The sequence below is a fragment of the Streptomyces drozdowiczii genome (genome assembly GCF_026167665.1).
In the GTDB taxonomy this organism is placed as follows: Bacteria; Actinomycetota; Actinomycetes; order Streptomycetales; family Streptomycetaceae; genus Streptomyces; species Streptomyces drozdowiczii_A.
Window position 1 is genome coordinate 943173 of sequence record NZ_CP098740.1, and the last position, 24040, is coordinate 967212.

Consider the following 24040-nt stretch of genomic DNA (forward strand, 5'->3'; position numbering starts at 1 on the left):
CACCATGTCCCAGCCCGCCAAGTCCTCCCGTGTGTCCGCCGCGCCCGACGTCCCGGAGAGTGCCGCGGGCACCCGGGCCGCCGCCCAGCGGCTCAAAATGCGCCGCGAACTGGCCGCCGCGGCGATGGAACTCTTCGCGACGAAGGGGTACGAAGCGACCACGGTCGACGAGATCGCCGGGGCGGCGGGCGTGGCCCGGCGGACCTTCTTCCGCCACTTCCGCTCCAAGGAAGAGGCGATCTTCCCGGACCACGACGACACCCTCGTACGGGCCGAGGCGGTCCTCAACGCCGCCCCCGCGCACGAGCACCCGCTCGACACGGTGTGCCGGGGCATCAAGGAAGTCATGCGGATGTACGCGGCCAAGCCCGCGGTCTCCGTGGCCCGTTACAAGCTGACCCGCGAGGTGCCGACCCTGCGCCAGGCGGAGATCGCCTCGGTGGCCCGCTACGAGCGGCTGTTCACACGCTATCTGCTGGGCCACTTCGACGAGCGCGACCACCAGCCCGGCAACGACGACCCGTTGCTGGCCGAGGTCGCCGCGTCCGCCGTCGTCACCGCGCACAACCATGTGCTGCGCCGCTGGCTGCGGGCGGACGGGCAGGGCGATGTGGAGGCCCAGCTCGACCAGGCGTTCGCCATCGTGCGCGACACCTTCGGCACGGGCATCGGCGCGGGCCGCACGGCGGGCGCCGAGCCCGCGAAGCCGCCGGCCGCCTCGGTGGAGACCCAGGGCGAGGTGCTGGTCGCGGTGGCGCGCACGGACGCGCCGCTGGACGAAGTGATGCGGACGATCCAGCAGGCCCTCAAGGAGCGCTGAGCCGCCCCGGAAACCCTGTTGCCGGGGCGGCCCCCCGGTGCTGTGGTGTGGCGCATGAACGATCATGTGACATCCGACCCGGCCCGCCTGCTCGCCCTTTTCGACCGGGTGATGCGCGAAGAGGCCCGCCCCGAGGCCCCCGGCCTCCGCGTCGAACGCGCCGGTGACGTCGTACGGCAGGTGGGCGCCGCGCACGGCTGGAACGGGGTGGTGTGGTCGGCTCCGGACCTGGACGCCGCCCGGGCGGACGCGGCGGTCGCGGAGCAGGTGGCGTACTGCGAGCGGGCGGGCTGCGACGCGTTCGAGTGGAAGCTCTACGGGCACGACCGGCCCGCCGACCTGGGGGCGCGGCTGCTGGCGGCGGGCTTCAAGGCGGAGGAGCCGGAGACGCTGCTCGTGGCGCGGGTGGCGGAGCTGGCGACGGCGGTGCGGATGCCGGAGGGCGTCCGGCTGGAGGAGGTGCGGGACGAGGCGGGCGCGGAGCTGATGGCACGCGCCAATGAGCGGGCCTTCGGCCGGGACGGGTCCTGGCTGCGCCGGCTGGTCCTGGAGCGGCTGCGGGAGGACCCGGAGCATTTCGTGGCGCTGGTGGCCATGGCGGGCGACGAGCCGGTCAGCTCGGCCCGGATGGAGCTGTATGCGGGCACGGGGTTCGCGGGGCTGTGGGGTGGCGGCACGGACCCCGCGTGGCGCGGGCGGGGCGTCTACCGGGCGCTGGTGGCCTTCCGGGCGGGCGTGGCGGCGGAGCGGGGCTACGACTACCTCCAGGTCGACGCCACCGAGGACAGCCGCCCGATCCTGGAGCGCCTCGGCTTCACGGCACTGACCACCACGACCCCGTACATCTACCGCCCCACCCCCTCCTGACCGCACATACGCGGGCGATTGCGCCCATACCGCCGCCCGTGTTGCTCATGCGTGGCGACCGGCTGACAATTGAGGGAAATTACTGGCACCGAGTGCCTTGTCAGCTGTCACGCAGTGCCATACGTTGAAGGCATCCGGGCGGCCGGCGTGCTGGGATCTCACGTACGCCGGCTGTCCCCGCAAACCACCGCGTTTGCGCGCCCGGGCGCCTGCGTCACCAGGCAACCCTTCTGCTCCACCGAGCAAGCAGCCGAGCACCACCCCGCCGAACCGACGGCACACCTCCAGACCCATCGCCCTGTCCGCAGGGACCCTCAGCGTTCCCTCAACGCCGCACCGCCGGAGGCACCCGTGAAGGAAATCCTGGACGCGATCCAGTCGCAGACCGAAGCGAAGGGCGGCTCCGCCGCGCCCACCGCCGCCGACTTCGCGGCGCTGCCCGTGCCCGAGTCGTACCGCGCGGTCACCGTCCACAAGGACGAGGCCGAGATGTTCGCGGGCCTCGACAGCCGCGACAAGGACCCGCGCAAGTCCCTCCATGTGGAGGACGTGCCGGTGCCGGAACTCGGCCCGGGCGAGGCCCTGGTCGCGGTCATGGCCAGCTCGGTGAACTACAACTCCGTCTGGACCTCGATCTTCGAGCCGGTCTCCACCTTCGGCTTCCTGGAGCGGTACGGACGGGTCAGCGAGCTGACCAAGCGCCACGACCTGCCGTACCACATCATCGGCTCCGACCTGGCGGGCGTCGTCCTGCGCACCGGCCCGGGCGTCAACGCCTGGAAGCCCGGTGACGAGGTCGTCGCACACTGCCTCTCGGTCGAGCTGGAGTCCTCGGACGGCCACAACGACACGATGCTCGACCCGGAGCAGCGGATCTGGGGATTCGAGACGAACTTCGGCGGCCTGGCGGAGATCGCACTCGTCAAGTCCAACCAGCTGATGCCGAAGCCCGATCACCTCAGCTGGGAGGAGGCCGCGGCTCCCGGGCTCGTCAACTCGACCGCGTACCGCCAGCTCGTCTCGCGCAACGGCGCCGGCATGAAGCAGGGCGACAACGTGCTGATCTGGGGCGCCAGCGGCGGACTCGGCTCCTACGCCACGCAGTTCGCGCTGGCCGGCGGCGCCAACCCGATCTGTGTCGTCTCCAGCGAGCAGAAGGCGGAGATCTGCCGGAGGATGGGCGCCGAGGCGATCATCGACCGCAACGCCGAGGGCTACAAGTTCTGGCAGGACGAGCAGAACCAGGACCCGCGCGAGTGGAAGCGGTTCGGCAAGCGCATCCGTGAACTGACCGGCGGCGAGGACGTGGACATCGTCTTCGAGCACCCCGGCCGCGAGACCTTCGGTGCCAGTGTCTACGTGACCCGCAAGGGCGGCACCATCGTCACCTGCGCCTCGACCTCGGGCTACAACCACGAGTACGACAACCGCTACCTGTGGATGTCGCTCAAGCGCATCATCGGCTCCCACTTCGCCAACTACCGCGAGGCGTGGGAGGCCAACCGCCTGATCGCCAAGGGCAAGATCCACCCGACGCTCTCCAAGGTCTACTCGCTGGAGGAGACCGGCCAGGCCGCCCACGACGTGCACCGCAACGCCCACCAGGGCAAGGTCGGCGTCCTGGCGCTGGCCCCGCGCGAGGGCATGGGCGTCCGCGACCACGAGATGCGCGAGAAGCACCTGGACGCCATCAACCTGTTCCGTGACGCGCCAGCGGAGCGGACCATCAGCCACAGCCGGAACGTCTGAGGTTCAGAGATGACGGAACGTCAGAAGGACCGCCCCTGGCTCATGCGGACGTACGCGGGCCACTCCACGGCCGAGGCGTCCAACGAGCTCTACCGGCGCAACCTCGCCAAGGGCCAGACGGGTCTGTCGGTCGCCTTCGACCTGCCGACCCAGACCGGATACGACCCCGACCACGTCCTGGCGCGCGGCGAGGTCGGGCGGGTCGGTGTGCCGGTGTCGCACCTCGGCGACATGCGCCGGCTGTTCCAGGACATCCCCCTGGAGCAGATGAACACCTCCATGACGATCAACGCCACCGCCATGTGGCTGCTGGCGCTCTACCAGGTCGTCGCGGAGGAGCAGGGCGCCGACCCGGGCAAGCTCCAGGGCACCACGCAGAACGACATCGTCAAGGAGTACCTGTCGCGCGGGACGCACGTCTTCCCGCCCGGCCCCTCGCTGCGGCTGACCACCGACATGATCACGTACACGGTCAACCGCATCCCCAAGTGGAACCCGATCAACATCTGCAGCTACCACCTCCAGGAGGCGGGGGCGACCCCGGTCCAGGAGATCGCGTACGCGATGTCGACGGCCATCGCCGTCCTCGATGCCGTACGCGACTCCGGGCAGGTGCCCGAGGAGAAGTTCGGGGCCGTCGTCGCGCGGATCTCGTTCTTCGTGAACGCGGGCGTCCGCTTCATCGAGGAGATGTGCAAGATGCGGGCGTTCGGCCGCATCTGGGACCGGGTCACCCGCGAGCGCTACGGCATCACCGACGCCAAGCAGCGCCGGTTCCGCTACGGCGTCCAGGTCAACTCGCTCGGCCTGACCGAGGCGCAGCCGGAGAACAACGTCCAGCGCATCGTGCTCGAAATGCTGGCCGTGACCCTCTCCAAGGACGCCCGGGCCCGCGCGGTCCAGCTGCCCGCCTGGAACGAGGCGCTGGGACTCCCCCGGCCCTGGGACCAGCAGTGGTCGCTGCGCATCCAGCAGGTCCTGGCGCACGAGAGCGACCTGCTGGAGTACGAGGACATCTTCGCCGGTTCGCACGTCATCGAGGCCAAGGTGGACGAGCTGGTCGCCGACTCGCTGGCCGAGATGGACCGGATCGAGCAGATGGGCGGCGCGATGGCGGCCGTCGAGTCCGGCTACCTCAAGTCCGAGCTGGTCTCCTCGCACGCCGAGCGGCGGGCCCGGATCGAGGCCGGCGACGAGAAGATCGTCGGCGTCAACGTCTACGAGACGACCGAGCCCAACCCGCTCACCGCCGACCTCGACGGGGCGATCATGACGGTCGACCCGGCGAATGAGGCGAAGGTCGTCGCCGCGCTCCACGAGTGGCGCGACAACCGCGACGAGCCCCGGGCCACCGAGGCGCTGGCCGCGCTGAAGAAGGCCGCCGCCGGCACCGAGAACCTGATGGAGGCGACCGTCGAGTGCGCCCGCGCCGGGGTGACCACCGGCGAGTGGTCCTGGGCGCTGCGCGATGTGTTCGGCGAGTTCCGGGCACCGACGGGGGTGTCGTCGGCCCCGGTCGCGGTCACCGCCGAGGAGGGCTCGCCGCTGGCCCTCGTACGCGAGAAGACCGCGCGGACCGCCGAGGACCTGGGCGTCGGGCGACTGCGGCTGCTGGTCGGCAAGCCGGGCCTGGACGGGCACTCCAACGGCGCCGAGCAGATCGCGGTGCGGGCCAGGGACGCCGGCTTCGAGGTGGTCTACCAGGGCATCCGGCTGACGCCCGAACAGATCGTCTCGGCGGCCGTCGCCGAGGACGTGCACTGCGTCGGCCTGTCCATCCTGTCCGGCTCGCACGCCGAGCTGGTGCCGGACGTGCTGGTCCGGCTGCGCCGCACCGGGGCCGGCGACATCCCGGTCATCGCCGGCGGCATCATTCCCCCGGCCGACGCCGAGGCCCTGATCGGGGCGGGTGTCGCCGCCGTGTTCACCCCGAAGGACTTCGGCATCACGGAGATCATCGGCCGTATCGTCGACGAGATCCGGAAAGCGAACAAGCTCGACCCTCTGGAGGTCCCCGCATGACCACCCCCGTCAACCGACTGCGCCCGCGCCGCTCGTGCCTGGCCGTGCCCGGCTCGAACCCGCGGTTCCTGGAGAAGGCCCAGGGCCTCCCGGCCGACCAGGTCTTCCTGGACCTGGAGGACGCCTGCGCGCCGCTCGCCAAGGAGGGCGCCCGCCACCACATCGTGGACGCCCTGAACAACGGTGACTGGACGGGCAAGACCCGGGTGGTCCGGGTCAACGACTGGACGACGCACTGGACGTACCGCGACGTCATCACGGTGGTCGAGGGCGCGGGGCCGAACCTCGACTGCATCATGCTGCCGAAGGTGCAGGACGCCCAGCAGGTCGTCGCGCTGGACCTGCTGCTGACCCAGATCGAGAAGACGATGGGCTTCGAGGTCGGCCGCATCGGCATCGAGGCGCAGATCGAGAACGCCAAGGGACTCGTCAACATCGACGAGATCGGCGCCGCCTCGCCCCGTCTGGAGACCCTGATCTTCGGCCCGGCCGACTTCATGGCGTCGATCAACATGAAGACCCTGGTCGTCGGGCAGCAGCCGCCCGGCTACCCGGCGGACGCCTACCACTACATCCTGATGCGCATCCTGATGGCCGCCCGCACGCACGACCTCCAGGCGATCGACGGCCCCTTCCTCCAGATCCGAGACGTGGACGCCTACCGCGAGGTCGCGGGCCGCGCCGCGGCGCTCGGCTTCGACGGCAAGTGGGTGCTGCACCCCGGCCAGGTCGACGCGGCCAACGAGGTGTTCTCGCCCTCGCAGGAGGACTACGACCACGCCGAGCTGATTCTCGACGCCTACGACTGGTGCACCTCCGAGGAGGGCGGCAAGAAGGGCTCGGCGATGCTCGGCGACGAGATGATCGACGAGGCCAGCCGCAAGATGGCCCTGGTCATCGCGGGCAAGGGCCGGGCCGCCGGCATGCAGCGCACCTCCAAGTTCGAAGCGCCGGAGGCCTGATATGCAGTTCGGACGCACTTACGAGGAATTCGAGGTCGGTGCGGTTTACAAGCACTGGCCCGGAAAGACCGTCACCGAATACGACGACCACCTCTTCTGCCTGCTGACCATGAATCATCACCCGCTGCACATGGACAGCAACTACGCGGAGAGCACGACCGATTTCGGCAAGAACGTCGTCGTGGGCAACTACATCTACTCGCTGCTGCTCGGGATGTCGGTGCCGGACGTCTCCGGAAAGGCCATCGCCAACCTGGAGATCGAGTCGCTGAAGCACGTGGCGCCGACCTTCCACGGCGACACGCTCTACGGCGAGACGACGGTCCTGGACAAGACGCCGTCGCGGTCCAAGAACGACCGCGGAATCGTCTACGTCGAGACCAAAGGCTACAAGCAGGACGGCACGCTCGTCTGCGTGTTCCGCCGCAAGGTCATGGTCCCCACGGAGACGTACATCAAGGAGCGGGGCGGGGAGCAGCCCGGCCGCCCGGAGCTCAGCCAGCCTTCGCAGAAGAACGTGGAGAAGCAGTCATGACGCGACTCGCCCAGACGGCCGGGCTCACCGAGGTCCAGCGGGAGATCCTTTCGACGGTCAGGGACTTTGTCGACAAGGAGATCATTCCGGTCGCGACGCAGCTGGAGCACCGCGACGAGTACCCCACCGAGATCGTCGAGGGGCTGAAGGAACTCGGCCTGTTCGGCCTGATGATCCCCGAGGAGTACGGCGGTCTGGGCGAGTCACTGCTCACGTACGCGCTGTGCGTGGAGGAGATCGCCCGGGGCTGGATGAGCGTGTCGGGCATCATCAACACGCACTTCATCGTGGCGTACATGCTCAAGCAGCACGGCACGCAGGAGCAGAAGGACACCTTCCTGCCGCGCATGGCGCTGGGCGAGGTGCGGGGCGCGTTCTCGATGTCGGAGCCGGCGCTCGGCTCCGACGTGTCGGCGATCAGCTCCAAGGGCGTCAGGGACGGCGAGGAGTACGTCCTGAACGGCCAGAAGATGTGGCTGACGAACGGCGGCACGTCGTCTCTCGTCGCCGTCCTGTGCCGGAGTGACGAAGGACACCCCGAGGGCACCGCGCCGCACAAGTCGATGACGACGTTCCTGGTCGAGAAGGAACCGGGCTTCGGCGAGGTCCGCCCCGGGCTCACCATTCCCGGCAAGATCGACAAGATGGGCTACAAGGGGGTCGATACCACCGAGCTCATCATGGACGGACTGCGAATTCCGGCCAATCGCGTGCTGGGGGGTGTCACCGGCCGAGGGTTTTACCAAATGATGGACGGAGTCGAGGTCGGCCGGGTCAATGTGGCGGCCCGTGGCTGCGGTGTCGCACAGCGTGCTTTCGAACTGGGCGTTTCCTACGCACAGCAGCGCCAGACCTTCGGAAAGCCCATCGCGCAGCACCAGGCGATCCAGTTCAAGCTGGCCGAAATGGCCACCAAGGTCGAGGCCGCCCATGCGATGATGGTAAACGCAGCTCGCAAAAAGGACTCCGGGGAGCGAAACGACCTGGAGGCAGGGATGGCGAAGTACCTCGCCTCCGAGTACTGCAAGGAAGTCGTCGAGGACGCCTTCCGTATCCACGGCGGTTACGGCTTCTCCAAGGAGTACGAGATCGAGCGCCTCTACCGCGAGGCCCCGATGCTGCTGATCGGTGAAGGTACCGCCGAGATCCAGAAAATGATCATCGGGCGCCGGCTCCTCGAGGAGTACCGTTTCCAGGGTTGATTGTCCCTTTCGCGGCGATTTGACCGCGAAGAAGATCACACCCTGTCATCCTCAACCGGTGCCTTCCAGACGTCCGACTCGGCTGCTGGCTTGCCCAGTTGCGGCCAGCAACCGATAACATCGCCGGTAAAAGCCGCCGTCCCCCGTTGCCAGCGCGGCTCAATCCGCTACGAAGGTCATCCATGCCCGACAGCCATACCTCTGCCTCACGCGGCCGGGTCCGCATCGCACGCGGAGCTTCGCCGTGGCTCCTGCCGACCGTCGCCACCGCCGCCCTCAGCCTGACCCGCGCCCGCCGGTCCGGGCGCTGGGCGGCCGTGGCCGTGCCCACCACCGCGCTCGCGGCGGGCATGCTCTGGTTCTTCCGGGACCCGGAGCGCGAGATCACCCGGGGGCGCGTCATCTCACCGGCCGACGGCGTGGTGCAGAGCATCATGCCGTGGAAGGACGGGCGCACCCGCGTCGCGATCTTCATGAGCCCGCTGAACGTCCATGTGAACCGCGCCCCGCTGGCCGGCACGGTGACGTCGGTGGAGCACGTACCCGGTGGCTTCGTTCCCGCCTTCAACAAGGAGAGCGAGAACAACGAGCGCGTCGTCTGGCACTTCGACACCGAGCTGGGTGACATCGAGATGGTGCAGATCGCCGGCGCGGTGGCCCGGCGCATCGTGCCCTACATCCCGCAGGGCACGAAGGTGGAGCAGGGTGAGCGCATCGGGCTGATCCGCTTCGGCTCCCGCGTCGACATCTACCTCCCGGAAGGTGTGGACGTCGCGGTCGAGGTCGGCCAGGCCACCACCGCGGGGGTGACTCGCATTGACCGTGATTGATCCCGACACACAGGCCGGCTGGGTCCCGGAGGCCGAGGCGGAGGACGACGCCGACGACATGCCGCTCTCGCTGCGGCTGTCGATAGCGGACACCCTCACCCTCGGTAACGCGACGTGCGGGTTCATGGCGGTGTACTTCACCACCACGGGCATCCTGATCCCGCACCTCACGGGCAGCGACGAGAGCGGCATGGCGCGGCACTCCGCCGCCACCGCCGTGATCCTCATGCTCATGGCGGCGATCTTCGACCTGTTCGACGGGCTCGTGGCCCGCAAGCTGCGTTCCTCGCCGATGGGCGCCGAGCTGGACAACCTCTCGGACCTCATCAGCTTCGGGCTCGCCCCGGCGTACTTCGTCCTCGTGTACGGCATGGTCGCGGACGACGCACACCAGCGGGTCTCGGCGCTCGCGGCGATCGTGGTGCTGCTCGCCGTGGTGCTCAGACTCGCGCGGTTCTCCTGCGTGACCTTGAAGGACGGCATGTTCCAGGGCATGCCGAGCCCCTTCGGAGCGCTCACGGTCATCTCGATCGTGCTGCTCGAGCTGCCCTTCGTCCCGACGCTGCTCGCGATCATCGGTGTGGCGTGGCTGATGGTCAGCCGGGTCGAGTACCCGAAGCCGCGGGGTGTCCTCGCGGTGGCGATGCTCGGCTGGATCGTGGCCGCGATGGGGCTGCTGGCGGCCTGGGCGCTGGACGCGCCCGGCGGTCAGCTGCTCCTCCAGACCGGCTGCGCGCTCCAGGTGGTCCTGGGTGCGGTCATCCCGCTCTTCGCGACCGCCCGCCGGGTGAACACCTTCCGCGACAACCGCCGCGAGGCACGCGCGGCGCAGCTGCCGTAGCGGCTGGTACGAACGACACGAGGGCCCGGATGCCGGCAAGGCATCCGGGCCCTTCTGCGTGGTCCCTCAGGCGGTACGGGGCGCGGCGGTGGAGCCGCGTACCTCCAGGCGGGTCGAGAGTTCCAGGCGCAGGGTGTCGACCTGTTCGCCGTCGATGATCCGGAGCAGCGTGGTCGCCGCCATGGAGGCCATGTCCAGCAGGGGCTGGCGCACGGTCGTCAGGGCGGGGTGGGTCCAGCGCGCCACGGGCAGGTCGTCGAAGCCGACCACGCTCATGTCCGCCGGGATCTCCAGACCCCGGGCGCGCAGCACCTCGAAGGCGCCGAGGGCCTGGAGGTCGCTGGCGGCGAAGACCGCGGTGGGCGGCTCCTCACCGCGCTCCGCGGCCCCGTCGAGCAGCCGGGCCATCTCCTGCCGGCCCGAGCGGTCGTTGAACTCGCCGTGCGAGACCCAGCCCTCCGGTACGGGCAGCTCGGCGCGTTCCATGGCCGCCCGGAAGCCGTCGGCGCGGGCCCGGCTGCACAGCAGCTGCCGGGGCCCGGCGAGGTGGGCGATCCGGGTGTGGCCCAGCTCGATCAGGTGCTCGGTGGCGCTGACGGCGCCGGCCCAGTTGGTGGCGCCGACGGTGGGGACCAGCGCGTCGACGTTGCCCACCGGGTCGACCAGGACGAAGGGGATATCCATCGCGGTGAGCCGTCTGCGCTGCTGCGAGGTGAGGTCGGAGACGACGAGGATCGCCCCGCTGCTGCGGCGCGCGGCGAGCTGGTCCAGCCACTCCCGGGTGTCGGCGCTGCGGCCGTGGACCGCGGAGAGCACCATGCTGGCGCCCGCCTCGGCCAGGACCTCGTCCACGCCCCGGATGATCTCGACGGACCAGAGGCTGTCGAGCTCGTTGAGGACCAGGTCGACCACGCTGCCCCGGCGGCGGGCGGGGCGCCGCTCGTAGCCGAGGTCGTCCATGACGGACTCGACGCGCTCCTTGGTCTCGGCGGAGACGTCGGAGCGGTCGTTGAGCACCTTGGAGACCGTGGAGACGGAGACACCGGCCACCGAGGCGATCGTGTTCAGGGTGACCTTGCCCGGGGTGCCGGTGGTCTCCGTCGTCATCCTTGCCATCCGTTTCTGCGTGTGGTCACTGTGCTGCCGCTCCGGGAAGGGTATCGGCCCGGTATTCGGTCCAGTCGAAGTCGGCGGGTGCCGCCGCGCCGGTGAGGTCCTGGGCGCACAGGCCGATGAACGCGCCGGTGAAACCCCAGGTGCGGAAGTGACCGGTGTCCGGGTCGCCCTGGGTGGCGTTCTCGTCGGAGAGCGGGCTGGTGTCCAGCTCGGGCCCGACCGGCTGCCAGCCGTCCTGGCCTTCCTGTCGTACGGAGAACAGGGCGCGCTCGCCCCGTACGGTGAGGCGCAGCTCCAGGGGGCCGTCGCCGACGGGCAGGGGCGCGCAGGGTTCGCGGTACGCCCCGTGGTCGCAGACGCCGAGGCGGAGGACGCGGCCCAGCTCCTCGTCCCAGGTGAGGTGGAGGTAGTGCCAGAGCGTCGAGTTGTAGTAGTGGACGAGCCCCGACATCTGGAGCGGTGAGCGGGGCTCGGCGCTCATCGCGGTGGTGAAGGTGAGCCCGGGTGACTGCTGGCGGCGGGCGACCAGGGACTGGTGGTGGGTGGAGCCGAGCGACTGGGCGCCGCGCAGCCGGAGGTGGCCCGGGCGCTCGGTGAGGCTCAGCCAGTCCGGGGCGGGGTGCCGGCGCAGGGTGGACCAGAGGGGGCCGAGGTCCGGTGCGTCGAAGTCGTCGCGGGCGGGCGGGTCCGGGAAGGGCGCCGGGGGCAGGGCGGGGCCGGGCACGGTGGTCCGGGGTGCGGCGGGGTCCTCGCCGGGGGCGTCGGCCAGCCGGGGCCAGCCGTCGGGCGTCCACTCGATGCGCTGGATCGCGGTCTCCCGGCCCATGACGCAGGCGCCGCGCGGGGTGAGCGGCCGGGCGACGAGGTGGGCGAGGAACCACTCCCCGGCGGGCGTGGCGACCAGGCTGCCGTGCCCCGCCTTCTGGAGCGGGTGGTCCGCGTCTCCGGCGGAGGTGAGCAGGGGCCCGGCCGGGTCGGTCTCGTAGGGGCCTTCGGGGCGGGGGGCGCGGGCGACGGTGACGGCGTGGTTCCAGCCGGTGCCGCCCTCGGCGGTGACCAGGTAGTACCGGCCGTCGCGGTGGTAGAGGTGGGGGCCCTCGGTGTGGGCGAGTCCGGTGCCGGTGAAGATGCGGTGGACCGGGCCGGTGACGCGGCGGGCGGCGCGGTCCCATTCCTGGAGCAGGATCCCGCCGAAGGGGTGGCGGCCCGGCCGGTGGTCCCATTCCATCCACAGGGCCCAGCTGCGCCCGTCGCCGCCGGGCCCGTCGTCGTGGAAGAGCGAGGGGTCGAAGCCGTGCGAGGGGAACGGCACCGGGTCGGACCAGGGACCCTGCGGGGTGGGGGCGGTGATCACCTGGTTGCGCACGTCCTTGAACGCGCCGGAGAGGTTGGTGACGTCGCTGTAGACGAGGTGGAACTCCCCGTCGGTGTACGAGAGGCAGGGCGCCCAGACTCCGCCGGAGTCGGGTCTGCCGGTCAGTTCGACCAGCCGGTCCTGGTCCAGCACACCGCCGAGGGACCGCCAGTGCACGAGGTCGCGGGAGTGGTGGAGGGTGACTCCGGGGAGCCATTCGAAGGTGGAGGTGGCGAGGTAGTAGTCGGTGCCGACCCGCAGGATCGAGGGGTCGGGGTGGAATCCGGGCAGCACGGGGTTGTTGATGGCCCCGGCGCTGTCGCCGGTGGGGCCGGGTGCGCGGACGCTCGGCGCGGCGGTCATGTGTCTCCTGAGACGTGGGTGCGGAGGGGGGTGTGCCACGGGTCAGCCCTTGACGGCGCCGGCCATCACCCCCGAGACGATGCGGCGGGCCAGGACGGTGAAGACGACCAGCACCGGGAGGACGGACACCACGACGCCCGCGAGCATGAGCGTGTAGTCGGTGTAGTAGCCGGCCGCGAGTTGGTTGAGCGCGATCTGCACGGTGCCGTTCTCCGGCGGCAGCGCGATGAGCGGCCAGAAGTAGTCGTTCCAGGCGAACATGAAGGTGAACATCCCGAGCACGGTCGCGGTGGTGCGTACACCGGGCACCACGACGTGCCAGTAGGTGCGCAGCAGGCCGGCGCCGTCCATCCGGGCGGCCTCGATCAGCTCGTCGGGGATGTTCTCCTCGACGGCCTGCCGCATCCAGAACACGCCGATCGCGGAGACCAGGGCGGGGACGATCAGCGCGGAGAGCTTCCCGTACAGACCCATGTCGGTGACGAGCATGTAGAGCGGGATGATGCCGAGCTGGGTCGGGACCATGACGGTGACGACGACGCAGACCAGCAGGAAGCCGCGGCCCGGGAAGCGCAGTTTGGCGAAGGCGAAGCCGGCCAGCGAGGACAGCAGTACGTTGCTGACGGCGGTGGTCGAGGCGACGATCAGTGAGTTGCCGAGGGCCTGCCAGAAGGCGGAGAGCTCGAAGACGCGCTGGATGTTCTCGAAGAGGTGTCCGCCGGGGACCAGGGGCGGGGTCGAGCCCGCGAGGACCGAGTTGTCGTCGTGCGAGGCGACGACGAAGCTCCAGTAGAGCGGGAAGACCGAGGCGGCGGTGATCGCGGCGAGCACGCCGTACGCGAGGGCGCCGGGGCGGTCCGGGCGGCGGGGGCCGGTGCGGGGCGGCCGGTTGCGGCGGCGGCCGTGTCCTTCGGTGCTGCGGGGTGCGGGGACCCGGGTGGGTGTGGTGACGGCCATGGGTTTCTCCTGATACCGGGTCAGCCGCGGTCGGAACGGCGTACGAGCAGGAAGTTGATCGCGGCGACGACCGCGATGACGAGGAAGAGCACCCAGGAGATGGCGGAGGCGTATCCGGCGTCGTTGTTGATGAAGCCGTACTTGTAGAGCATCAGCGTCAGGGTCTGGAACTGGTGCTCGGCGCCGCCCTCGGCGTTGCCCTGCTGGTCGAAGAGGAAGGGTTCGGCGAAGAGCTGGAGTCCGCCGATGGTAGAGATGACCACCGTGAACACGACGGTCGGACGGATGGCGGGGAGGGTGACCTTGAGGAAGGTGCGCAGCCGCCCCGCGCCGTCGATCTGCGCGGACTCGTACAGCTCGCGCGGCACGGCCTGCATCGCGGCGAGGTAGATCAGGGCGTTGTAGCCGGTCCAGCGCCACATGACCATGAAGCTGATCGCGAGGTGCGAGCTCCAGGTGTCGGCGGTCCAGTCGACGGGCGAGCTGATGATGCCGAGTCCTTCGAGGGCCCAGTTGACGATGCCGAAGTCGCGGCCGAAGAGCTGCGAGAAGACGAGGGCGACGGCGACGACGGAGACGTACTGCGGGACGAGGACGAGGGCCCGCCACACGCTGCTCGCGCGGAGCTTGCGGTCCAGCAGCCAGGCCAGCGCGACGGCGGCCACCAGCTGCGGGGCGGTGGAGAGCACGAAGATGCTGAAGGTGTTGTAGGTGGCGGTGTAGAAGTCGGAGTCGCCGAGGAGGCGGGTGAAGTTGTCGAGGCCGGTCCACTGGCCGGGGCCGGCCAGGCGGTCCCAGTCGTGGAGCGAGACCCAGAAGGTCTGGAGGAGCGGGTAGAGCCCGAAGATGCCGAAGACGACGAAGAAGGGGGCGATGAAGAGGTAGGGCAGCAGATGCCGCTCCGGCCGCAGCCGGCCGGCTCGGCGTCCGCTCCTTCCGGTGCCCGGGCGGATGCGTGCCTGGAGCGCCATGCGCGTACTCCGTGTGGTGTGTCGGGGTTGGGGTGGAGGAGCCCGGCGGCGGTGCCGGTACTCGGTCCGGCACCGCCGCTCGCGTCAGGTCAGCGGAGGTTCTTCTTCGCCTCTTCGAGCGCCTTGTTCCATGCCTTGTCCGGGTCGGCCTTGCCCTGCTCCACGAGCTGGAGGGCGTTGCCGAAGGGGATGCGGACCTGCTGGTCCTTGGTGCCGCGGTAGTTCGGCTCGAGGCTCTTCGCCGAGGACACGAAGATCTCGCCGGTGGGCGCGTCGCTGAAGTAGGGCTGCTTGGTGCCCTTGATCTCGGGGTCGTCCAGGACCGTCACGAGGGAGGGCAGCGCGCCGACGGGGCCGGTGAAGATCTTCTTCTGGGAGGCGGCCGAGGTCAGGAAGTCGGCCAGGGCAGCGGCCTCCTTCACATGCTTGCTCTGCTTGGGGACGGTGAGGAAGGAGCCGCCCCAGTTGCCACCGCCGCCGGGCACGGCCGCGATGTCCCACTTGCCGGCGTTGGCGTCACCGGCGGCGGTCTTGATCTGGCCGGTCATCCAGGCCGGGCAGGTCATGGTGGCCATGCGGCCCTGCTTGATGCCGGCGTTCCACTGCTGGCTGAAGGGCTGGAGGTTGGCCGACTGGTGGTCGGCGGTCGCCTTCGCCGTGGCCTCGAAGAACTCGTGCACCTTGGGGTTGGTGTCGCCGATGTACTTGTCCTCGGCGTCGAAGAACCCGTACTGGGTCTGGTTCATCATCGCCGTGAAGATGTTGCCCGAACTGTCGAACCACGCCTTGTCCTTGACCTTCTCGCGGAAGGTCTCGCCGGTGGCGAAGTAGGCGTCCCAGGTGGGCCAGAGCTTGGCCACCTCCGCGCGGTCCGTGGGCAGCCCGGCCTGGGCGAACAGGTCCTTGCGGTAGCAGATGGCGAGGGACCCGACGTCGGTGCCGTAGCCCATCACGAAGTCGGTGCCGCCGAGGGTGCCCTGGTCCCACTTCCAGTCCAGGTACTCGCTCTTGCGCTTGTCGGCGCCGTAGTCGGCGAGGTTGGTGAACTTGTCCTTCACCGCACGGAACTTGGGGAGGTAGCCCTCCTCGATGGCGACGACGTCGGCCGCGCCGCTGCCGGAGGCGATCTGGGTGGACAGCTGGTTGTGGTGCTGGTCGAACTGGGAGATGCGCTCCTTGATGACGACGTCGGGGTGCGCCTTCTCGTACTCCTTGATCAGCGGCTTGTAGCCGAAGTCGCTGAAGGTGGCGACGGTCAGGGTGATCTTTCCGTCGGCGTCCCCGCTGTCCGCGCCGCAGGCGGACAGGGCGACGAGGGAGATGGCGGCGGCGAGCGCGGCGGCGGTTCTGCGGGCACGCGTACGGCCCATGGCGGTCCTCCGGGACAGGTGCGGGATGAAGTCGCACCAAGGTCGCCGCGATGCGAAACATCTGTCAAGAGTTTCGCGAAAATCTACGGGATACCTTTTCGGTAAAGCGCTTTTCGGCCGTCCAAGTCGGCCCAGAAGGTGCACTACTCGGGCACACCGGGCGTGCGGATCCTGGCCACTTGGCAAAGTTTCGTAGCGGGGCAGCGCTGACCTGCACCAGTCAACGAAAATTTCGTACGCCCTTGCTCCGCCCGCTCGGGGGCCCCATCATTCGAGCGCTCACCGCACACCCCACCCCTTCTCTGGAGCCGCCATGAGACACCCGACGCACCGCCGACCACTGCTGCGGGCAGTAGGGACAGGGGCCGTGGCCCTCGCCGCCCTGCTCTCGTTCGCCGGGCTCGGCGCCCCCGCATCGGCCGCCACCGCGTCCACGCCGTCGGGCCGCGGTGTGCCGGCCGACGGCAAGGTCATGATGGTGATGGGCCAGGACAGCGACACGCTGTCCGACTACCGCACCGACGTCCTCGGCCGCCAGGAGCTGGGCGCCCCGGCCCCGGGCGGCGTCACCCTGTACACCAACCTGGTGCTCGGCGGCTCGCCCGCCCCGCTGGCCGGCATGAACGGGCCGGTGAACTGGGGCGCGGGCACGGTCGACTTCGCCCGGACGATGAACGAGTACCCGGGTGCGGCCGTGGCGGTCGGGCTGTACCTCTCCGACGCCACCTCCGGCTGCAACAACCAGCCGTTGCGCGCCATCATCGGCCGCAACGACGACGACGTGACGGCGGGCAGCCCGAACCTGATCACCCAGTACCGCGCCAAGGTCGACGAGATGATCAACCGGTTCAAGAGCTACGACCGGGACATCCTGCTCCGCATCGGCTACGAGTTCGACGGGCCGTGGAACTGCTACAGCGCCGACTTCTACAAGGACGCCTTCCGGTACATCAAGGGCCGCATCGACGCGCTCGGCGCCTCGCGGGTCGCGACGGTCTGGCAGAGCGCCGCATGGCCGGTGAACACCAGCACCGACCACCCGGAGTGGGGTTACGTCGTCACCGACCCGAAGCACTTCGACAACTGGTACCCCGGTGACGCCTACGTGGACTGGGTGGGCCTCTCGGCCTTCTACAACTCCCGTTCCGTGCGGACCCAGTGGGGCTGCGGCTCACACGACACCGATCCGGTGGGTTTGCAGAACCGGGTGCTGGACTTCGCCCGCTCGCACGGCAAGCCCGCCATGGTCGCCGAGGCCGCGCCGCAGGGTGCCAGGACCGGGGCGGGCAGCACCAGCTGCATCTTCACCAACAGCCCGGCCCCGGCGAGCGGCCAGGCCATCTGGGACGGCTGGCACGCCGGCTACTTCGACTGGGTGAACACCAACAAGGACGTCATCCGCGCGGCGGCGTACATCAACACCAATTGGGACTCCCAGACGCAGTGGCAGTGCTCCCCCGGCGCCCAGGCCGGCGGTCCGGGTTGCGCCAACGGCAACTGGGGCGACTCACGCGTCCAGGCCAACGCGACGGTGCTGAACAACTTCGTCGCCGAGATCAAGAAGCCCCTGTGGTCGACCGGGTCCTCCGGCACCACGAACCCCACCGATCCCACGGACCCGACCGACCCGACCGACCCGACGGACCCCACCGACCCCGGTGACGGCGGGAGCGGTACGGAGCCCACGTACACGCAGTCCGTGGTGACCAGCCCGGCCACCGCCATCCGGTTCACCACGAAGAACTTCGAGGCGAGCTTCGTCACCGTGCAGTACCGCATCGACGGCGGCGCCCCGCAGAACTACTTCCTCACCTACGACCAGGCGTCCGGCCGCTGGGAAATCCCCGTCACCGTCCCGCACGGCGCCACGCTCACGTACTCCTTCAACTACCAGCCCACGACGCAGACCAGCCAGATCACGACCCCGGTCATGACCTGGACCGCTCCCTGATCCTCCTCCGGGGTGCCGTGCCGGTCCCGCCGCGCACGGCACCCCCTCTCCCCCACCCCGCACCGAGGAGACCCATGCCGCACACCACCCCACGCCTCCGCCGCGTCCGGCGCGCCCTCGCCGCCGGGACGGCCGCCGTGCTGCTCCTGCTCACCGCCCAGACCGCCACCGCCACCGCCTCCACCACGGACCCGGCCGCGCCGGAGCTGCTGCTCGGCCAGTCCACCCGGGGCGCGCTGAACGACTTCAACTCCTTCGCCCAGGGCGCCGACGGCGGCTCGGTCTACTACGAGCTGCGCAGCGGTGACTGGGTCAACGCCGAACACCGCGCCTTCGCGGAGGAGCTGGCCTCGCAGGGCAAGACCGTGCAGGTCGGCATCAGCTGGAAGGACAACCCGCCCGGCTTCGAGGGCGGCGACGAGAACGCCAAGGCCGCCAGGTCCCGGGCGGTCACCGCCGAGATCGCGGCCGGCGGGCACACCGCACAGCTGGACCGCCTGCTCGCGTTCACCAACGCCCATCCCTCGGCCTCGTTCAAGCTGCGGCTCGACTACGAGGTGAGCAGCTTCTACCACTGCACCGACGCCAGTTGCTCCTCGTACAAGAACGCCTTCAACACGCTCGCCGCGTACCTGGACGGGCACTCCACCGCGCACAACCTGTCGTTCGTCTACCACCCTGTGCGCGGTGAGTTCGAGCAGCTGTATCCGGGGGACGCGGCGGTGGACTGGGTCGGGGTCTCGATCTTCGCGCACGAGCTGTGCCTGCCGATCTACGACCGGGGCTACCTGTACAACGGCACCCCGCCGCAGAACTACGACGTCGGCGCCAACCAGTGCCGCAACGCGTACATCGGGACCGACCAGAACGGCAACCCGGCGGCGGTCTGGCGGAACTTCGACCATGACGCCAACGTCCTGAAACTGGTCAAGTTCGCCAAGGACCACGGCAAACCGGTCGTGCTCTCCGAGGCCGGCATGATGAACTTCACCGCCGACAACGGCGCCACGGACGGCATGGAGCAGGTGCAGGGCGACCGCTGGGTACAGCGGCTGTTCTCGCTGATGAACTACCGGGGCCCGATCCCCAATCTGCCGGGCGAGTACGACCTGCGCGGGGTGATCCGCTCGGTCGTCTACATCAACCTGGACTTCCGTTACGGCTGGGACGGCATCGACGACGGCAGCTTCGACTTCGCGCCCGACACCACCTGGTTCGTGGACGGCCGGCTGTCCCACTACGCGGCCGCCAGGGCGTCCTTCTGCCGGGGCCTCGCCGACAACGGCTTCACCGCGCGGTGCCGGTGATGCGCCGCCCCGCATCCGCGGCCCGGCGGCCCGCCGCGTCGGCCCTTGTGGTCACCGCGGTCCTGGCCGGTTCGCTGATCTCGGCGGGCGGCCAGGACAGCGCGGCTGCCGGTCAGGCCGCCGCGGCGGCCCCCGAGGTGATCACCGTGGACACCGGCCGGCAGTCCGGGCCGCTCACCAAGGCCGGACTCGGCACGCTGTTCGGGGTGACGACCACACCGAACACCCCGGCCGCGCTCGCCGACGGCACGCAGGTGCTGCTCGCCCAGCACCAGAGCATGGACGGTGACACCTCCTACCCCAGCTCCACGGAGTCGGTGGCGGCGAAGCTCCGGGGCACCGGGGTGAAGATGGTCGGCCGCTACAACGACCTGATGGGCGGCTGGCCGTACGTCTGGAAGGGGATCGACGACTGGAACGGCAAGGTGGACAGCGCCACCCGGTCGATCCAGAAGTACAAGGACGTGCTGAGCGCGGTGGCCCCGCTGAACGAGCCCGACAACAAGCTGGGCACCCAGCCGGACAGCCCCTTCATGACCGACCCGCGCGTCCCCGGCGCCACCTACGACGCCAAGGTCAACTGGCTCTGGACGCAGACCGTCCGGCGCATCCGGGCCATCGACGGCTCGGTGAGGATCATGGGGCCCAACTACGAGCACTACAACCCGTGGGAGTCGCCGGACCGGCAGCCGCGCATGCGGGACTTCCTGGTCAACGCGGAGAACACCGGCACGCTGCCCGACATCATCGGCTGGCACAGTCTGGGCCCGAGCCCGGGCGATGTGCCCGAGTCCCTGACCCGCTACTACCGGCCGCTGGAGCGGGAGTTGGGGATCTCCCCGCGCCCGGTGATGATCGAGGAGTACGGGCCGGGGAACGGCGAGTTCGAGGGTGTGCCCGGGACCATGGTCAAGCACTGGGCGGAGTTCGCCCGGTACGGCGTGGACTCGGCGGCCATGGGGATCTACACCAACCCCGGGCTGCTCGGGAACACCCTGCGCCGCACCACGGGCGGCTTGAAGCCCAACGGCGGCTGGTACTTCATGAACTGGTTCCGCGAGCTGCGCGGCAACCAGCTCTTCGTCAGCCGCTGGGACACCCGGCACTACCAGGGCTCCGACGCGGTCGCGTCCTGGGACTCCGCGTCCCGGTCCGTCACGGTCCTCGCGGGCGGTGACGACGGCGACATCGACGTGCGGGTGCTGGGCCTCGCGGCGCGCGGCCTCGGCCCGCAGGTGCGGGTCCGGATCGACACGACGGACTGGACCACGGACCCGCTGGCCACCGACCGCAGGGCCGAACGCGCGGGCGACCCGCAGTCGGGCCCGTACAACGTCTACGACAAAGTGCTCGCGCTCGACTCGGGCGGCAACCTCACCGTGCCCATCCGGGGGATGGAGCACCTCGACGGCTACCGGATCGTCGTGGAGCCGGCGGGTCAGGCGGCGTCGTACCCGGGCAAGTACGAGGCGGAGGACGCGGTGCAGTCCGGGACCGTCCCGCACACCGGCAGCGACACCAACCTCGCCTCGGGGCGGGGGTACATCGGCGGGATCGACGGCGCCGGCAGCTCGGTCACCTTCACCGTCGACGCCGCGAAGGCCGGTGTCCACCTGCTGCGGGTGCGCTACGCCAACGGCACCGCCGCGACCTCCACCCACCAGGTACGGGTCAACTCCGAGGCACAGGGCGCGGTGAGCTACCCGGCCACCGGGGGCTGGGCGAACGCCACGATGGGCACGGCGGTGAAACGGATCGCGCTCAAGGCGGGCCGCAACACGGTCACCCTGGCCAAGGGCGACGGCTTCGCCGAACTCGACTTCATCGACGTACGCCCGGACACCCACCGGTACGAGGCGGAGCTGGCCGCGGTGAGCGGGGCGGGCATCCGGCACTTCCAGTGGAACGAGTTCCCGGACTACGTGGGCGGCATCGACGGCGCCACCAGCTCCGTCGACTTCGCGGTGGACGCGCCCCGGGCGGGGTCGTACCTGGTGGACGTCGGCTACGCGAACGGGCTGTCCGGGACCGCAGGGCACACCGTGACCGTGAACGGGGCCTCCGCCGGGACCATCGCGTACCCCGCCACGGGCGGCTGGCTCAGCGGCCCCCGGCAGGACGCCGACGAGGGCACCGCCACCGTCCGGCTCACGCTGCGCGAGGGGGTGAACCACATCCGGCTGACCAAGGGCGAGGGCTACGCCGAACTCGACTGGCTGGCGCTGCGCACGGAGTAGCCCGGTCGCACTCGCAAGTGGCTTGCGCAGTACAGGCGTTGGGTGCGCCGAATGCTCGCCAACCGGCGCACTCAACGCATTCTTCTCAGGTTTGAGTCACAAATTTTAGTTCTCGAAGCAGAATCTTGCGCACCGTCGTGGACTTCCTTGCGGCGGTGCTCCTAGCCTGTGGGACGTCCGAAGAGCCCCCACGAGCCGCAAGGACGACTTCGACGTGACTTCCCCACCCCGACGACCGCTGCTCAAGCGGTCGATATCCGCTTCACTCTCGCTGGCACTCGCCGCGGTCGGCACCGCCGCCGCCGTGGTGCTGACCGGCGCACCGGCCGCCCAGGCCGCCGGTGTCCCCGCCCCCTCGCCGCTCTCCGTACCCGGGCGCGGCGCGACCGTCCCGTTCAAGGAACAGGAGGCCGAGTACGCGGCCACCAACGGCACCCTGATCGGTCCGAACCGGCTCTACGGCACGCTGCCGTCCGAGGCGTCGGGCCGGCAGGCGGTGACCCTGGACGCGGTCGGCGAGTACGTGGAGTTCACGCTCACCGCCCCCGCCAACGCGATGTCCTTCCGGTACTCGCTGCCGGACAACTCCGCCGGGACGGGCCGGGACGCCTCGATCGACGTACGCGTGAACGGGGCCTCGCCCAAGGCAGTGCCGGTGACCTCCAAGTACGGCTGGTACTACGGGGGTTACCCGTTCAACAACAACCCGGGCGACACCAACCCGCACCACTTCTACGACGAGGCCCGGACCATGTTCGGGTCGACGCTGCCGACCGGTACGAAGGTCCGGCTCCAGGTGTCCTCCACCGCCGCCTCACCGTCGTTCACCATCGACCTCGCGGACTTCGAGCAGGTGGGCGCGCCCATCGCCAAGCCCTCGGGCGCGCTGGACGTCGTCTCCGACTTCGGGGCCGACCCGACGGGGGCCGCCGACTCGACCGCCAAGATCCAGGCGGCCGTGGACGCGGGCAGGGCGCAGGGCAAGGAGGTGTACATCCCGCAGGGCACGTTCCAGGTCCGCGACCACATCATCGTGGACAAGGTGACCCTGCGCGGCGCCGGGCCCTGGTACTCCGTGCTGACCGGGCGCGACCCCTCGAACCGGAGCAAGGCCGTCGGCGTCTACGGCAAGTACGCCGGTCAGGGCGGCAGCAGCAACGTCACGCTCAAGGACTTCGCCATCATCGGTGACATCCGGGAGCGCGTCGACAACGACCAGGTCAACGCCATCGGCGGCGCCCTGTCCAACTCGACCGTGGACAACGTCTGGATGCAGCACACCAAGTGCGGCGCCTGGATGGACGGCCCGATGGACAACTTCACCATCAAGAACAGCCGCATCCTGGACCAGACCGCCGACGGGGTGAACTTCCACTACGGCGTCACCAACTCGACGGTCACCAACACCTTCGTCCGCAACACCGGTGACGACGGGCTCGCGATGTGGGCGGAGAACGTCCCGAACGTGAAGAACAAGTTCACGTTCAACACGGTGATCCTGCCGATCCTCGCCAACAACATCGTCACCTACGGCGGCAAGGACATCACCCTGTCCGACAACGTCATGGCGGACACCATCAGCAACGGCGGCGGGCTGCACATCGCCAACCGCTACCCCGGCGTCAACTCCGGCCAAGGGACGGCTGTTTCGGGCACCACCACGGCCGCCCGCAACACCCTCATCCGGACCGGGAACAGCGACTACAACTGGCACTTCGGGGTCGGCGCGATCTGGTTCAGCGGGCTCAACGAACCGATCAACGGCAACATCAACATCACCGACAGCGAGGTCCTGGACAGCTCCTACGCCGCGATCCACCTCATCGAGGGCGCGACCAACGGGCTGCACTTCAAGAACATCAAGATCGACGGCGCCGGCACCTACGCGCTCCAGATCCAGTCGCCCGGCACGGCCACCTTCGACAACGTCACGGCGACGCACATCGCGCAGTCGAACCCGATCCACAACTGCGTCGGCAGCGGCTTCCAGATCACCCGGGGCTCCGGGAACTCCGGCTGGTACGCCGATCCTCCGGCCTGCACCGGCGTCTGGCCGGACCCGGTGTGGACCAACGGCGGTGTCCCGGGCGGCGGCACCGGCCCGACCGACCCCACGGACCCGCCGACCGATCCGACGGACCCGACCGATCCGCCCGAGGAGACCGGCAACCTCGCCCAGGGCCGCCCGGTCACCGAGTCCGGTCACGCCGATGTGTACGGCGCGTCCAACGCGGTCGACGGCAACGCGAACACGTACTGGGAGAGCAGGAACAACGCCTTCCCGCAGACGATCACCGTGGACCTCGGGGCGGCCAAGTCCGTCAAGCGGCTCGTCCTGAAGCTGCCCCCGGCGTCCGCCTGGGCGACCCGCACCCAGACCCTGAGCGTGTCGGGCAGCACCGACAACAACTCGTACAACTCCCTCAAGAGTTCGGCGGGTTACACCTTCAACCCGTCGAGCGGCAACCAGGCGACGGTCACCCTGCCGGGCACGTCGGCCCGCTATCTGCGGCTGACGTTCACCGCCAACACCGGCTGGCCGGCCGCGCAGCTCTCGGAACTGGAGGCATACACCAGCTGACCCGG

Annotated in this window: 18 protein-coding genes; 13 read left to right on the forward strand and 5 right to left on the reverse strand. The window is 69.7% G+C overall.

The genetic code is table 11. The features are described from left to right. Positions 1-4: 4 nt before the first annotated feature. The 9 genes from NEH16_RS04235 to pssA all read left to right on the forward strand — a co-directional run bounded on the left by NEH16_RS04235 (position 5) and on the right by pssA (position 9828). A complete protein-coding gene (locus NEH16_RS04235) occupies positions 5-820 on the forward strand; it encodes a TetR family transcriptional regulator (protein WP_073966270.1) in 816 nt (271 codons plus the stop codon). A gap of 54 nt (positions 821-874) precedes the next feature. Further along, complete coding sequence (locus NEH16_RS04240) at positions 875-1687, forward strand: GNAT family N-acetyltransferase (protein WP_265539329.1); 813 nt, start codon at positions 875-877, stop codon at positions 1685-1687. A 351-nt stretch (positions 1688-2038) separates the two neighbouring features. Further along, positions 2039-3436, forward strand: a complete 1398-nt coding sequence (gene ccrA / locus NEH16_RS04245; protein ID WP_374215680.1) for a crotonyl-CoA carboxylase/reductase — start codon at positions 2039-2041, stop codon at positions 3434-3436. A 9-nt stretch (positions 3437-3445) separates the two neighbouring features. Further along, complete coding sequence (locus tag NEH16_RS04250; RefSeq protein ID WP_265539332.1) at positions 3446-5458, forward strand: protein meaA; 2013 nt, start codon at positions 3446-3448, stop codon at positions 5456-5458. Then, complete coding sequence (locus tag NEH16_RS04255) at positions 5455-6420, forward strand: HpcH/HpaI aldolase/citrate lyase family protein (protein WP_018100350.1); 966 nt, start codon at positions 5455-5457, stop codon at positions 6418-6420. The genes NEH16_RS04250 and NEH16_RS04255 overlap by 4 nt, the downstream gene beginning before the upstream one ends. Position 6421: 1 nt before the next feature. Beyond that, positions 6422-6955 carry a MaoC family dehydratase gene (locus tag NEH16_RS04260; RefSeq protein ID WP_265539336.1) on the forward strand — a complete coding sequence of 178 codons (534 nt, stop codon included), beginning with the start codon at positions 6422-6424 and terminating at the stop codon, positions 6953-6955. Beyond that, on the forward strand, positions 6952-8157 hold the full coding sequence (locus NEH16_RS04265; RefSeq protein ID WP_018100352.1) for an acyl-CoA dehydrogenase family protein: 1206 nt from the start codon (positions 6952-6954) through the stop codon (positions 8155-8157). The genes NEH16_RS04260 and NEH16_RS04265 overlap by 4 nt, the downstream gene beginning before the upstream one ends. 182 nt (positions 8158-8339) lie before the next feature. Continuing rightward, positions 8340-8987 (forward strand): phosphatidylserine decarboxylase, encoded by a 648-nt coding sequence (locus NEH16_RS04270; protein ID WP_018100353.1) that lies wholly within the window; start codon positions 8340-8342, stop codon positions 8985-8987. After that, positions 8974-9828: a CDP-diacylglycerol--serine O-phosphatidyltransferase gene (gene pssA / locus NEH16_RS04275; RefSeq protein WP_018100354.1), complete on the forward strand. Its 855-nt coding sequence runs from the start codon at positions 8974-8976 to the stop codon at positions 9826-9828. The genes NEH16_RS04270 and pssA overlap by 14 nt, the downstream gene beginning before the upstream one ends. Positions 9829-9894: 66 nt before the next feature. Here pssA and NEH16_RS04280 read toward each other — a convergent pair whose 3' ends face one another. The 5 genes from NEH16_RS04280 to NEH16_RS04300 form a co-directional block, all read right to left on the reverse strand. Beyond that, on the reverse strand, positions 9895-10935 hold the full coding sequence (locus NEH16_RS04280) for a LacI family DNA-binding transcriptional regulator (RefSeq protein ID WP_073965849.1): 1041 nt from the start codon (positions 10933-10935) through the stop codon (positions 9895-9897). 25 nt (positions 10936-10960) lie between these two features. Next, complete coding sequence (locus NEH16_RS04285) at positions 10961-12661, reverse strand: glycoside hydrolase family 43 protein (protein ID WP_265539342.1); 1701 nt, start codon at positions 12659-12661, stop codon at positions 10961-10963. 42 nt (positions 12662-12703) lie between these two features. Then, on the reverse strand, positions 12704-13618 hold the full coding sequence (locus tag NEH16_RS04290; RefSeq protein ID WP_073965851.1) for a carbohydrate ABC transporter permease: 915 nt from the start codon (positions 13616-13618) through the stop codon (positions 12704-12706). A 20-nt stretch (positions 13619-13638) separates the two neighbouring features. Further along, positions 13639-14589, reverse strand: coding sequence for a carbohydrate ABC transporter permease (locus NEH16_RS04295; RefSeq protein WP_073965852.1), 951 nt, complete (start codon positions 14587-14589; stop codon positions 13639-13641). An 89-nt stretch (positions 14590-14678) separates the two neighbouring features. Further along, positions 14679-15959, reverse strand: a complete 1281-nt coding sequence (locus NEH16_RS04300; RefSeq protein WP_265539344.1) for an extracellular solute-binding protein — start codon at positions 15957-15959, stop codon at positions 14679-14681. A gap of 313 nt (positions 15960-16272) precedes the next feature. On the opposite strand from NEH16_RS04300, the gene NEH16_RS04305 reads away from it, so the two are divergent. The 4 genes from NEH16_RS04305 (at position 16273) to NEH16_RS04320 (ending at position 24035) form a co-directional block, all read left to right on the forward strand. Next, positions 16273-17910, forward strand: a complete 1638-nt coding sequence (locus NEH16_RS04305) for an endo-1,3-beta-xylanase (protein WP_265539346.1) — start codon at positions 16273-16275, stop codon at positions 17908-17910. Between the two features lie 74 nt (positions 17911-17984). Beyond that, positions 17985-19217, forward strand: coding sequence for a hypothetical protein (locus tag NEH16_RS04310; RefSeq protein ID WP_265539348.1), 1233 nt, complete (start codon positions 17985-17987; stop codon positions 19215-19217). Beyond that, entirely contained in the window at positions 19217-21454 is a 2238-nt protein-coding gene (locus tag NEH16_RS04315) for a CBM35 domain-containing protein (RefSeq protein WP_265539350.1), read from the forward strand. Before NEH16_RS04310 ends, NEH16_RS04315 begins: the two co-directional genes overlap by 1 nt. 214 nt (positions 21455-21668) lie before the next feature. Further along, positions 21669-24035 (forward strand): discoidin domain-containing protein, encoded by a 2367-nt coding sequence (locus NEH16_RS04320; protein WP_265539352.1) that lies wholly within the window; start codon positions 21669-21671, stop codon positions 24033-24035. Positions 24036-24040 lie beyond the last annotated feature (5 nt).